The following is a 12,546-nucleotide window of genomic DNA, read 5'->3' on the forward strand; positions in this document are numbered from 1 at the left end:
TATCCCCTAGCGGATGTCCGTGGCGTTCGAGTCGGGTCCGTCACGTCTCATGGGAGCTGGGCTCTCGAAGCCTCTGGGTAGACGGTGCGGGCGGACCTCGGGCTCGTGGTGGTGGCAGTCACGTGGGCGCCGGACGGATACCTTGCCCCAGCAAGCCGCTCCGACGGCTCGGACGAGATGGACGACGTCTGGCGCCTTCGAGGCTGCCACCACCAGAGCGGCACTTGCTCGTTGATCTTCGTGGTGCGAGCCCGCCGCGCGGTTACCTCTTGTTACGCCCGAGCCGCTTGAGCTCCTGTCTAGACCGAGGACCGTGGGGTGCGCTGGTGCCACGAACGGCTTCTGAGGTGGCGGACCGGCCCTGATACCGAGTCCTTGAATTAGGTCGCTGCGTGGCCCGCATGCGCTCGTGACCAGCGCAAACAGCTATTGCTCAAGGGGAGGAGCAACTTGATCTACTGCGGTATCGACTGGGCCGAACGCACGCACGATGTCGCCCTAGTCGACGACAGCGGCCAGTTACTCGCCAAGCGACACATCACTGACGACGCGGCCGGCTACAAGATCCTGCTGGACTTGCTCGCCGAGTACGGCGACACCGAGGACACCCCGATCCCTGTCGCGATCGAGACCTCCCGGGGCCTGCTGGTGGCGGTGCTGCGGACCGGCAAGCGGCAGGTCTTCGCGATCAACCCGATGGCCGCCGCCCGCTATCGCGACCGGCACAGCGTCTCACGCAAGAAGTCGGACCCCGGCGACGCACTGGTGCTGGCGAACATCCTCCGCACCGACATGCACGCCCACCGGCCCCTGCCCCAGGACAGCGACTTAGCCCAGGCCGTCGCCGTCCTCGCCCGCGCCCAGCAGGACGCGACGTGGAACAAGCAGCAGACCGCCAACCAGCTCCGGTCCTTGCTCCGTGAGTACTACCCGGCCGCCCTGGACGCCTTCGCCAAGTGGAACAACGGCCTGTGCCGCCCTGAAGCCCGCGAACTCCTCAGGACCGCCCCCACACCCGCCAGGGCCGCACGGCTGACCCGCACGCAGATCCAGGCCGCGCTCAAGCGCGCCGGACGCAAGCGCGGCATCGAAGCCGAAGCTGAACGACTCCGCGAGGTCTTCCGCGCCGACTGGGCCCACCAACCGCCGCTGATCGAAGACGCACTCGGCAAGCAGATGCTCGCCCTGCTCGTTCAACTGGACGCCACTTGCACTGCCGCCGACGACCTCGCCAAGGCGGTCGAAGAGACCTTCCCTCAGCACCCGGACGCCGAAGTGATCACTAGCTTCCCTGGTCTCGGCGTCCAGCTCGGCGCCCGGGTGCTCGCCGAAATCGGAGACGACCGCCAGCGGTTCGCCGACGCCCGCGGCCTCAAGGCATACGCCGGCGCCTCACCCATCACCAGAGCCTCTGGCAAGAAGTCCAGCATCACCCGACGGTGGGTGAAGAACGACCGCCTCAACCACGCCGGCTATCTCTGGGCCTTCTCCGCGATTACGGCCTCACCCGGCGCCAACGCCCACTACCGACGACGGCGAGACGACCACGGAGACTGGCACGCCGCCGCACAGAGGAACCTCTTTAACCGCATGCTGGGGATGCTCTATCACTGCTTGAAACACCGCAGACTGTTCGAGGAGCACACGGCCTTCCCAGCCCCACTTGCCGTCGCAGCTTGACGAGTTAAGCGCCTGAGGTGTCTACCCAGCGCCCGCTGACCCGTGCCCGCCCACGCGGAACTTTCTGACACCGGGCCGGAACCCGCCGCACGCCGCTGCCCGCCGCACACCCCGCGCCCGCCCGGCCCCGGCCGCTGTCCGGCGTGGCCCGCGCCCGCCGCCACCGCGTCTCCTCTTGCTCTGCTCAGTCCAGATACCGCGGATGCATCAGCGTCGACGCCGGCAGCCCGGCCCGCCGGTCGTGGGTCTCCGCCCGCCGGCCGGCCCGCAGCTCCTCGGCGCTGAGGCCGGTCAGCGGGGGTGCGTCGGGCGCCAGACCGAACGACGGCCGGTGCCGCGCCGCCAGCACGAAGCCCCAGTACCGGTTCCCCGCCGAGGGCGCGGCGGCCGGCACCTCCGCGTCCACCTGCGGGACGGCGCCCGCCGAGCGGTCCGGGCCGCCGGAGAAGGCCGCGGGCCGGCCGGACAGCCGGTACGGAACCGTCGCCAGGCCCACCGACCGGACCGTCGACTCCACCGTCCAGTACAGACGCGAGCGCTCGACCGGCGGCCCGGCGTGCACCACCAGCCGCCCGTCGCGGGCCAGCAACCGCGCCGCGAGGCCGTAGAACTCCTGCGAGTAGAGCTTGGTGCTCGCGGTGATCCCGGGGTCGGGAAGATCGGAGACGATGACGTCGTACGGCGCCGCCCGCCGCCCGGGACCGCCCGTGCCCTGCTGCCGCAGCCACTCGAAGGCGTCGGCGGTCACCACCCGCACCCGGGGGTCGGCGAGCGAGTGCCGGTTGAGGCGCGCGAGACCGGGGTCGGTGCGCGCCAACCGCAGGACGCCGGGGTCGAGTTCGACGACGGTCACCGAGCGGACCGAGCGGTAGCGGAGGATCTCGCGCACCGCGAGGCCGTCGCCGCCGCCGAGCACCAGCACCCGGCCGTGCGGGCCGCCCGCCATCGCCGGGTGCACCAGCGCTTCGTGGTAGCGGAACTCGGTCTCCGCGCTGACCCGGAGCCGGCCGTCGAGATACAGCGCCAGCGGTGCGCCGGAACCTTTCCTCCCCCGCCCCGCACCGGCTCCGGCGCCCGTCCCGCCGGTCATCACCACTTCCTGGACGCCGGTCTGCACCGCGACCCGCGCCGATGAGCCGTACACCGCCTGCCGGGCGGCCCGTTCGAACGGCGTGGCCAGCGCCGCGCCCGAGGCGAGCAGCGCAAGGACCAGCGCGTTGGCGCCGAAGAGCGCCCAGCGGGCGCGGGCACTGAGGTCACGGCGGAACAGCCACAGCACCAGCACGGCGCCGGCCACCACATTGACCGCGCCGGTGAGCAGCGCGCCGGTCAGCTGGCCGAAGCCGGGCAGCAGCAGAAAGGGAAAGGCCAGGCCGCCGACCAGCGCCCCGACGTAGTCCGCGGCGAAGAGATCGGCGACCGCGCCGCCCGCGTCCTGCCGGCGCACCCGCTGGATCAGCGTCATCAGCAGCGGCACCTCGGCGCCGATCAGGATGCCGATGGCCAGGGAGAAGCCGACGAGCGCGGAGCGGGACTGGCCGAACCATGCGTAGCAGGCGTAGAGCGCCATCGCGGAGCTGCCGCCGACCAGCGCGAGGCCGGCCTCCACCGCGCCGAAGCCGACCGCCGCCCGGCAGCGCAGCCGCTTGGCGAGCAGCGCGCCGACGCCCATCGCGAAGACCATGACGGACAGCACGACCGATGCCTGGGTGACGGAGTCGCCCACCAAGTACGTGGCCAGGGCGACCAGTTCGAGTTCGTAGACCAGACCGCAGGCGGCGCAGACGAAGACGACGGCGAGGACGAGCAGCCGGCCGGGCCCGGCCGGCACGGGCAGTCGCGCCGGTGTCATGGCTTCCGGCGGGCTGGGAGCGCCGGTGAGAGCGGACTCTGGCGGGTCGATCATAAAGTGAACGCTACGTGACGATTCTGTGGCGCTCCGTCACCCACACGAGTACACCTCGCGGGCTACACCCCTCTATTGGAGCGTTGGCTAAGCGTGGGGCACGAGGGCGCACCGCGCCGCACAGGCCGCGCACTCCCCGCCATCCGCGCCCTCCTGAACCCCCACGCCCCCGGCGCACAGCCTCCGCGCCCCTCGCACCACGCACTCCCCACCACCCTGCTGCCGACCGGACCGGTCACTATCGCCCGGCCCCGTTAGACCACCGCGACCCTCGCCCGTACGCCCACCCGGGTACGGGTGGCCACCAGGCGACCCTCCTGCGGATACGCGTGCCAGGTCCGCCAGCGCACCTGCCCCTGCTGACGCTGTGCCAGCATCGCGGTGAAGGCGTGCGGCGAACCGGGGAACGTACCGGCGAGACCGTGCGGATGCTCCGCCACCAGCGCGAGCAACTCCTGCGCACGGCCGGCGAACGAGCCGCGCGAGAGGGTCTCCACATGGGCGGCGAATTCGTACTCCCAGTCCCCCAGCCGCTTCGCCACCCCGAGCGGCAGCGGTGTGCTGCTGCCCGGCATACAGGCGACCGTTTCGGAGCAGGTGCCGTGCTCCTCCTCGAGAAGCACCTGGTGAGAGGCGCCGAGCAGCCTCAACTGCACCTGGGCGTCCTGGAGTTGGAGATCGAGTACGGCGAGGGCGGGCAGGGGTTCCCTGCCCAGCGCCCAGGCCAGGTCGGAGGCACGGGTATCGGTGTACGCCGTCGTCAAAGAGGTGAGCATGGGTCGGCTCCGCAAGCACGCAGTGGAATGGTGGGCCGGCCCGCCCGAAAAGGATCAGGGATGTACGACTGCCTGCCGGCTCGTGCCCACGTGGGGTCGGAGAACGTGGGGGATTCTCTGGGGAGAGGGAATCATGAAAGCCCCGTCGCCCACAGCGCTTTTACCCATCTTCTCCGGGTTTCCATCCGCTCGGGGGCCTTGCAGTTCAGTTGTTCAACGACCAAGCGCCCAGCGGGTGTTGGCCTTTCGACCACACCCGCCGGGCGCATATGCGACAAGCAACTAGCCATCCGCACATATGGAGTTGGCGCGCAGCACCGTTGGCTCAGCAGCCCGTCGGCTCAGCAGCCGCCGCCACCGCCACCACCGCAGCCGCCGCCTCCGCCACCGCCTCCACCGCCGCAGGAAGAACCGCCACCACAGGAGGAACCGCCGCCGCAGCCGCCGCCCGAACCCCCGTCACTGCCGACCCACCAGCCGCCGCCGGCCGCGCCGGCCGCGCCGGAGCCACGTCCGCGTCCCCCGCCGGAGCCCCGTCCGCTTCCCCCGCCGGAACCGCTCCGCGAGGCCAGGGCAACCAGGCCGATCACCCCCGCGCAGATCACCACGAAAACCACAATCCCCATTTGCCTCACACTCCTTTCGTTCCCCCGAAGCGAGGCACCCGCTCCGTCCGGCGCCCTGTGCGCCGCTCCGGCACCGTCCGGTGCCGTGGACCGTCCTCGTCGACGGCCGTCTCATTCCTCTGTGCGGGGCTGATGCCCCGGCCCCGGCGTCTCAAAGCACAGTTGAGGAAGTCCAGAGGTTCGGCGGAGGATGGCGCCCATGGACCGACCGCTGCTCAACCGCCGCCTCGCCGAATTCGGCACCACGATCTTCGCCGAAATGTCGGCACTCGCCGTACGGACCGGCTCCATCAACCTCGGCCAGGGCTTCCCCGACGCCGACGGGCCGGAAGAAGTCAGGGAGGCGGCGGTGCGTGCCCTGCGCGACGGCCGCGGCAATCAGTACCCGCCCGGCCCCGGCATCCCCGAACTGCGCACCGCCGTCGCCGCCCACCAGCAGCGCTTCTACGGCCACCTCGGCCTCTCCTACGACCCCGACACCGAGGTCCTGATCACCGCGGGCGCCACCGAAGCCCTCGCGGCCTCCCTGCTGGCGCTGCTGGAGCCGGGCGACGAGGTCATCGCGCTGGAGCCCTACTACGACTCCTACGCCGCCGGTATCGCGCTGGCGGGCGGCCGCCGCGTCCCGGTGACCCTGCGCGCGGACGCCGAGTCCGGCACCTACCGCCTCGACCTGGACGAACTGCGCGACGCCATCACCGGCAACACCCGCCTGATCCTCCTCAACACCCCGCACAACCCCACCGGCACCGTGCTGTCCCGCGAGGAGCTCGCCGAGATCGCCCGCCTCGCCTGCGAGCGCGACCTCCTCGTCATCACCGACGAGGTCTACGAACACCTCGTGTTCGAGGGCGAGCACCTCCCCCTCGCCTCGTTCCCCGGGATGCGCGAGCGCACCGTCACCATCGGCTCGGCCGGCAAGACCTTCTCGTTCACCGGCTGGAAGGTCGGCTGGGTCACCGCGCCCGCGGAGCTGGTCGGCGCCGTCCGCTCGGCCAAGCAGTTCCTCACGTACGTCTCCGCGGGCCCCTTCCAATACGCCGTCGCCGAGGCACTCGCCCTGCCCGACAGCTACTTCACGGAACTGCGCGACGACCTGCGCGCCAAGCGCGACGTCCTGGCCACCGGCCTCACCGCGGCCGGCTTCCAGGTCTTCCGCCCCTCCGGCACCTACTTCATCACCACCGACATCCGCCCGCTGGGCCACGACGACGGCTTCGCCTTCTGCCGCGCCCTGCCCGAACGCGTAGGCGTCGTCGCCATCCCCAACGCCGTCTTCTACGACCACAAGACCCAGGGCGCCCCCTACGTCCGCTTCGCCTTCTGCAAGCAGGAGGCGGTACTACGCGAGGCGGCGGAACGACTGCAGAAGCTCTGACCCGAGCCCCGCGGGGCGCTCCGGCGCCCCGCCCCGTCACCGCCAGTACCCCTCGGGCGGCGGCGCCTCCGGGTCGGGGGCGACGGGAGGCTCCTTCCGGTCGCGGTAGAAGTATTCGTACACCCCAAGCAGGTAACCGTAGAGATCCCTCTCGGCGAAGAACTGGAATCCTGTGAGGCTCAGCCAGTCCTTCGTCGAGGCGGGCTGCTGCTCCAACAGATATTCCAGGCTCCCACGGAGGCGGTGCGCAAACGGGCTTCCGTCGGCCGCATAGGACTTGCAAGCACCGATCTCGTGGATGGCCTCAAGACCGAAGCAGTGCCGATAGAATCTCCTGAGCCTTTCATCCTCTCGCCATGCCGGAATCCGCCAGAAGCTCCAGCGCGTTGAAGGAGTCTTCACTTCAGCCCCGCCAGCGCCTGCCGCGGAAGCACAGAACCCCGCGACATCTCATTGCGGAGCGACCGGCATGGCCTCGAAATCGTCGAAGAGGTAGGCATAGACCTGCGCGAGATAGGCCCGCAGCTCCCGCTGGTCGGGGAATTGCACATAGGTCAGGTCGAACCACTGCTCCACCGTCATCGGCTGGTTCGCCACAAGGTGCTTCAGACCGGCACGGATCGTGTCCTGATAGTCGGGCCAGGCCAGGTCAAACGTCTCCCGCAGCATGCCGAGGTCGTCAACTGCTTCGACTCCGAGAACCCCGGCGCAGAAATGCACGAAGCGGCGGTCGATGCCGGGTACGTCCAGCCCCAGGTCGGCCAGCGGGACGGTAGCCGGGTCGATTTCCTCGTAGCCGCCCGGGTACGGGTACACCGTGGTGTTCCACAGATCGAGGTCGCTTTCCGACGCCGCCGTTTCTTCGACCTCCGCGGCGGGGCGGTACACGCCGAACAGCAGACCGCGCGTGGAGAAGTCCGCATGAACATAATTGACTTCACCATCAGGGGTGTAAGGCCGCCGCGGATCGATCGCGATCGCCGTAGCCTTGCCCAGACAGTTCTCACCCTCCCCGTAAACGGCTTCGAATGTCAGAATCGGTGCGAGATCATGATTCTGCAGCGCCGCTGCACGAAGGGCGTCCTCGGCCTGGACAAGCGCACTCTCGGAGTCGAAGCGAGTGGCCCAAGGCCCGGTGCGAGGCGGCAGCGTTCGGGTCGATCTTTGAGCGTGCATGCGCATCGGCATACATGAACGACTCATGGTCGTTGAACGCAGTGGAGTGCGCATCACACTTGTGCCGGTTCGGGGCTCCCTTGTCCACGTCGTAATAGAGGTCAGGGGGACTGAGCCGACTCCGTGCATCCGGGCCGTGCAGAGGGTCGATCTTGCCTTCGGACTGCGCGTAGCCATGCTTTGCCCGCACCAGCTCGTCGACCTCCACCTTGTCGCCGTTCTCGTCCAGCACCCAGTTGCCATTTTCATCCTTCAGCTTTCGCCTCTGAATGCTCGGCGTCCCGAGCCGGTCCTTGAGCTGCTGGTCGGTCACATTCAGATGACGGCCGACGGCGTGCCCCTCCCGGTCCAGCTCATCGACCCGCTCCTCGACCCGGCGGTGGTAGAGATTCCGCAGCGACTTCTTGTCCGGTACGGACTGGCCGGGCTTGAGGTCGATGCCCTCCGCTTTGAGGGACTTGTGATGCTTCTTGAAACTGTCCTCGACCGCCTTCTCGGCGTCGACGATGTTCTTTCTGCTGATCTCCAGGCCCTGCCCGATCGAACGATGCCCCTTGGCCATCGACTTCGACATGTCGCCGATCATCGAATCGATGATCGGACGGACCGCATCCTGGATTATCTTGCCGAACTTCCCCCGCCCGAGCACCTTTCCGCGCGTGCGCGAATCAAGGCTGCGCGAATGGCTTTCCACCCGTACGGCATGTTCGAGCTGCCGCCTGGACGCCCGGTCCAGCGCGTTGATGTCCGCCTTGAACCCCTTGCTCATGCCGCACCCCCCGCAGCCCCCAGAGCGGCGTCAACGCCCTTGAAGACAAGGCCGGATACGGCCTTCTCGATCTCGGCCTGGAAGGGCTCGATCGCCATGGAGACCAGTTCGGCGATCAGGACGTCCTCGATCTCCTGGATGATCTCTCTGATGATGCGTTTGCCGATCTCGATGGCTGCCGCCTCGGCGGCCGCGGCGATGCCGAGCGTCGCCACGGTCGCGGCGGCCGCCGCCGCGATCTCGACCGCGGTGATGACCAGTTGGGCAATGACCACGCCCTTGGCCACGACCACGCCGGTGGCCGTCACCTCCAAGGCCGTCGCCAGCACGTCGCAACATGTGGTCAGGGTCGTCAGGTGCTCGCCGGACGCCTTGCCCCACCGGCTGAGCAAGGCGTCGTAGGACGCGCCCTCGTAGGCGTCCGCGAGGCCCTTCAGGAGGGAGTCCGTGTCGTCGTGGGACTCCTTCAGACCCTGGCCGAACTCCCGCACATGGCCTGCCCAGGCCCGCAGTTCGTCCTCGTCGATGTCGGGCCATTCCAGGCCCATCAGCTCCATGATCCAGACGACTTCACCAGGCAGTTCGATGGACACCGCCGGCCTCCCCCTTGGCTCCGCACCCACTCAACTCCGCAGGTACGGACGAGCATTGTGCCGAGAACGGTTCCACACGCAACCAAACATGATCAAGGTCAGCCGGACGTGGAATCGCTTACAGCGCCGGGGCGCGCGCCGCGCCCCCGACCGGCCGCCCCGGCGCCCGCCGCCATCGGACCCGGCCCCGCCCCCGCCACAAACAGACGCGGGCCCCGGAGACATGAGCTCCGGGGCCCGCGCAGCGGGGTGGGTGTGGGACGGACGGGCTCAGGCCTCGTCGTCACCCTGCTTCTTGTCGGAGTCGCCTTCGATCTCGGCCTCCAGACCGAGCTGCTCGACGATCCACTTGTCGAATTCGATGGAGGCGCGGACCCAGCTGACCGTGCTCGACACAAAGTGTTCGAGCGAGACACCGGTGCCGATCAGCATCGATGCTTCACCGATCAGACGGACCGTGCCGTCGTCATGGGTGTGGGTGTAGGCCTTGGGCCACAGCGTCCGGCGGTTCCAGTCGTCGATCGCCTCCAGCAGCTTCGACTTCTCGTCGATGCCGTGGGGACGGTCATAGAACGTGCGGACGGAGAAGATCTGCTGCTCCTCCTCGCCCCGGAACATGAAGTACGTGCGGAACTGCTCCCACGGGGCGGCGAGGTCACCCTCCTCGTCGACTACGTACTTCAGCTCCATCTGGTCGAGGAGCTGCTTGACCAGGTCCTGGTCTGGCACGACGGGACCATCAGGCCCCGACGGCTCGGGTTCGGGCTGGCCCCCGAAATTCGGAATCGAGGACGGGTCGATGCTCACCGTGGAATTCCCTTCGTATGGTCCCTGCCATCCTCCCCCACATCCGCCCCGTCGTGGCAACCCGGACGGAGCGGATGCGGGCAAGGTGTCGCCCGGGGCAACGATCGTCGGGCCGGAGGGATGCCCGGGGCCCGGCCCCCGCCGGCCCCCCGCTCCCGCCGGTCAGCCCGCCGGCCGCCCCGCCGCCTCCACCAACAGCTGGTCGCCGTCCACGTCCACCCGCACGGTGTCGCCCTCCCGCACCTCGCCCGCCAGGATGGCGCGGGCGAGCTGGTCGCCGATGGCCGTCTGGACCAGGCGGCGCAGCGGCCGGGCGCCGTAGGACATGTCCGGGGCGGGGGCGTCGACGACCGGTTCCTGGCCGAGCCAGGCGAGCCAGGTCAGGGCGCGGTCGGTGACGTCCAGGGTCAGCCGGCGGTCGCCGAGACGGCGCTGCAGATGGTCGAGCTGGATGCGGGCGATCCGCTGCAGCTGGTCCGTGCCGAGCGGGTGGAAGACCACCACGTCGTCGAGCCGGTTGAGGAACTCGGGCCGGAAGGACGCGCGGACCGTCTCCAGCACCTTCTCCCGCTTCTGGTCCTCCTTGAGCAGCGGGTCCATCAGGAAGTTGGAGCCGAGGTTGGAGGTCAGGATGAGGATGGTGTTGCGGAAGTCGACCGTGCGGCCCTGGCCGTCCGTGAGCCGGCCGTCGTCGAGGACCTGCAGCAGGATGTCGAAGACCTCGTGGTGGGCCTTCTCCACCTCGTCGAGCAGGACGACGGAGTACGGGCGGCGGCGGACCGCCTCCGTCAGCTGGCCGCCCTCCTCGTAGCCGACGTAGCCGGGCGGCGCGCCGACCAGCCGCGCGACGCTGTGCTTCTCGCCGTACTCCGACATGTCGATACGGACCATCGCCCGCTCGTCGTCGAAGAGGAAGTCCGCGAGCGCCTTGGCCAGCTCGGTCTTGCCGACGCCGGTCGGGCCGAGGAAGAGGAACGAGCCGGTGGGGCGGTCCGGGTCGGCGATACCCGCGCGGGTACGGCGTACGGCGTCCGACACCGACCGTACGGCCTCGGTCTGGCCGATCAGCCGCTTGCCGAGCTCCTCCTCCATGCGCAGCAGCTTCTGGGTCTCGCCCTCCAGGAGGCGGCCGGCCGGGATGCCGGTCCAGGCACCGACCACATCCGCGATGTCGTCCGGCCCGACCTCCTCCTTGACCATGGACTCCTTGGACGCCTCCTGCTCGGCCTCGGCGGCGGCCGCCTCCTCCAGCTCCCGCTCCACCCCCGGGATCTCGCCGTAGAGCAGCTTGGAGGCGCTGTCGAAGTCGCCGTCGCGCTGGGCGCGCTCCGCCTGGCCGCGCAGCTCGTCGAGCCTCTCCTTGAGCGCACCGACGCGGTTGAGGCTCTGCTTCTCCTTCTCCCAGCGGGCGGTCAGGCCGCGTAGCTCCTCCTCCTTGTCGGCGAGGTCCTTGCGCAGCTTCTCCAGCCGCTGGACGGAGCCGGCGTCGGTCTCGTTCCGCAGCGCCAGCTCCTCCATCTTGAGCCGGTCCACGGCGCGCTGGAGCTCGTCGATCTCCACGGGGGAGGAGTCGATCTCCATACGGAGGCGGGACGCGGCCTCGTCGACCAGGTCGATGGCCTTGTCGGGCAGGAAGCGGGAGGTGATGTAGCGGTCGGAGAGGGAGGCGGCGGCGACCAGCGCGGAGTCCGCGATCTGCACCTTGTGGTGGGCCTCGTAGCGGCCCTTGAGCCCGCGCAGGATCGCCACCGTGTCCTCGACGGTCGGCTCGGCGACCAGCACCTGCTGGAAGCGCCGCTCCAGCGCCGGGTCCTTCTCGATCCGCTCGCGGTACTCGTCGAGCGTCGTCGCGCCGACCATCCGCAGCTCACCGCGGGCCAGCATCGGCTTGAGCATGTTGCCCGCGTCCATGGACGAGTCGCCGCCGGCGCCCGCGCCCACGACGGTGTGCAGCTCGTCGATGAAGGTGATGATCTGGCCCTCGCTGGACTTGATCTCCGCCAGGACCGTCTTCAGCCGCTCCTCGAACTCACCGCGGTACTTGGCGCCCGCGACCATCGCCCCCAGGTCGAGCGCGACCAGCCGCTTGTTGCGCAGCGACTCGGGCACATCGCCCTTGACGATCCGCTGCGCCAGCCCCTCGACGACGGCGGTCTTGCCGACGCCCGGCTCGCCGATGAGCACGGGGTTGTTCTTCGTCCGGCGGGACAGCACCTGCACCACCCGGCGGATCTCGTGGTCCCGGCCGATGACCGGGTCGAGCTTGCCCTCACGGGCGGCCGCGGTGAAGTCCGTACCGAACTTCTCCAGTGCCTTGTACGTGCCCTCCGGGTCGGCGTTGGTCACCCGCTGGCCTCCCCGGTTCGCCTCGAACGCGGCCAGCAGCTTCTTGGCGCCGGCGCCCTGCTGCTCCAGCAGCTCGCCGGTGCGCCCGCCCTTGGCGGCGATACCGATGAGGAGGTGCTCGGTGGAGACATAGGCGTCACCGAGCTCCTTGGCGCGCTGGGTGGCGTCCGCGATGGCGGAGAGCAGGTCGCGGTCCGGCTGCGGCGGCGCGACCGTCGAGCCCTGGACACTGGGCAGGGCGGCCAGCTGACGCTCGGCCCCGTTGCGCAGCGCGGCGGCGTCCGCCTCGACGGCGGCCAGCAGGTCCATGATGTTCTCGTTGTCCTGCCCGGCCAGCAGCGCGAGCAGGAGATGCGCGGACGTCATGTCCGCATGCCCGGCGGTGACCGCCCGCTCATTGGCGGCGCTCAGCGCCTCCCGGCTCTTGTTGGTCAGCTCGGCGTCCACGTCCTCGCGATCCTCCTCGACTCGTCCTGCACGGCCACAGTG

The 12,546-nt window shown here is 69.6% G+C and carries 10 protein-coding genes; 2 read left to right on the top strand and 8 right to left on the bottom strand.

Annotated elements, in window-relative coordinates; genetic code table 11:
• Positions 1-450 precede the first annotated feature (450 nt).
• Positions 451-1,680, top strand: a complete 1,230-nt coding sequence (locus tag NUT86_RS19810) for an IS110 family transposase (RefSeq protein ID WP_274736766.1) — start codon at positions 451-453, stop codon at positions 1,678-1,680.
• 184 nt (positions 1,681-1,864) lie between these two features.
• Here NUT86_RS19810 and NUT86_RS19815 read toward each other — a convergent pair whose 3' ends face one another.
• On the bottom strand, positions 1,865-3,586 hold the full coding sequence (locus NUT86_RS19815) for a polyamine aminopropyltransferase (RefSeq protein WP_159487597.1): 1,722 nt from the start codon (positions 3,584-3,586) through the stop codon (positions 1,865-1,867).
• A 254-nt stretch (positions 3,587-3,840) separates the two neighbouring features.
• Positions 3,841-4,362, bottom strand: a complete 522-nt coding sequence (locus NUT86_RS19820; protein WP_159487596.1) for a DUF2617 family protein — start codon at positions 4,360-4,362, stop codon at positions 3,841-3,843.
• Positions 4,363-5,187: 825 nt separating this feature from the next.
• Here NUT86_RS19820 and NUT86_RS19825 point away from each other — a divergent pair.
• On the top strand, positions 5,188-6,366 hold the full coding sequence (locus tag NUT86_RS19825) for a pyridoxal phosphate-dependent aminotransferase (protein WP_274736769.1): 1,179 nt from the start codon (positions 5,188-5,190) through the stop codon (positions 6,364-6,366).
• Between the two features lie 36 nt (positions 6,367-6,402).
• On the opposite strand, the gene NUT86_RS19830 is transcribed toward NUT86_RS19825, so the two are convergent.
• From NUT86_RS19830 to clpB, 6 genes are all read right to left on the bottom strand, one after another.
• Positions 6,403-6,582 (bottom strand): hypothetical protein, encoded by a 180-nt coding sequence (locus NUT86_RS19830; RefSeq protein ID WP_274736771.1) that lies wholly within the window; start codon positions 6,580-6,582, stop codon positions 6,403-6,405.
• A 234-nt stretch (positions 6,583-6,816) separates the two neighbouring features.
• Positions 6,817-7,515 (bottom strand): hypothetical protein, encoded by a 699-nt coding sequence (locus NUT86_RS19835; protein ID WP_274740554.1) that lies wholly within the window; start codon positions 7,513-7,515, stop codon positions 6,817-6,819.
• Positions 7,415-8,311 carry a hypothetical protein gene (locus tag NUT86_RS19840; protein ID WP_274736773.1) on the bottom strand — a complete coding sequence of 299 codons (897 nt, stop codon included), beginning with the start codon at positions 8,309-8,311 and terminating at the stop codon, positions 7,415-7,417. The genes NUT86_RS19835 and NUT86_RS19840 overlap by 101 nt, the downstream gene beginning before the upstream one ends.
• Positions 8,308-8,904 carry a WXG100 family type VII secretion target gene (locus NUT86_RS19845; protein ID WP_274736775.1) on the bottom strand — a complete coding sequence of 199 codons (597 nt, stop codon included), beginning with the start codon at positions 8,902-8,904 and terminating at the stop codon, positions 8,308-8,310. Before NUT86_RS19845 ends, NUT86_RS19840 begins: the two co-directional genes overlap by 4 nt.
• Positions 8,905-9,174: 270 nt before the next feature.
• Entirely contained in the window at positions 9,175-9,711 is a 537-nt protein-coding gene (locus tag NUT86_RS19850) for a YbjN domain-containing protein (RefSeq protein ID WP_026170115.1), read from the bottom strand.
• A 162-nt stretch (positions 9,712-9,873) separates the two neighbouring features.
• Positions 9,874-12,504: an ATP-dependent chaperone ClpB gene (gene clpB / locus NUT86_RS19855; RefSeq protein ID WP_274736778.1), complete on the bottom strand. Its 2,631-nt coding sequence runs from the start codon at positions 12,502-12,504 to the stop codon at positions 9,874-9,876.
• Between the last annotated feature and the right edge of the window lie 42 nt (positions 12,505-12,546).

Origin of the sequence: Streptomyces sp. G7(2002), assembly GCF_028870195.1 — a bacterium.
GTDB classification, from domain to species: Bacteria; Actinomycetota; Actinomycetes; order Streptomycetales; family Streptomycetaceae; genus Streptomyces; species Streptomyces nigrescens.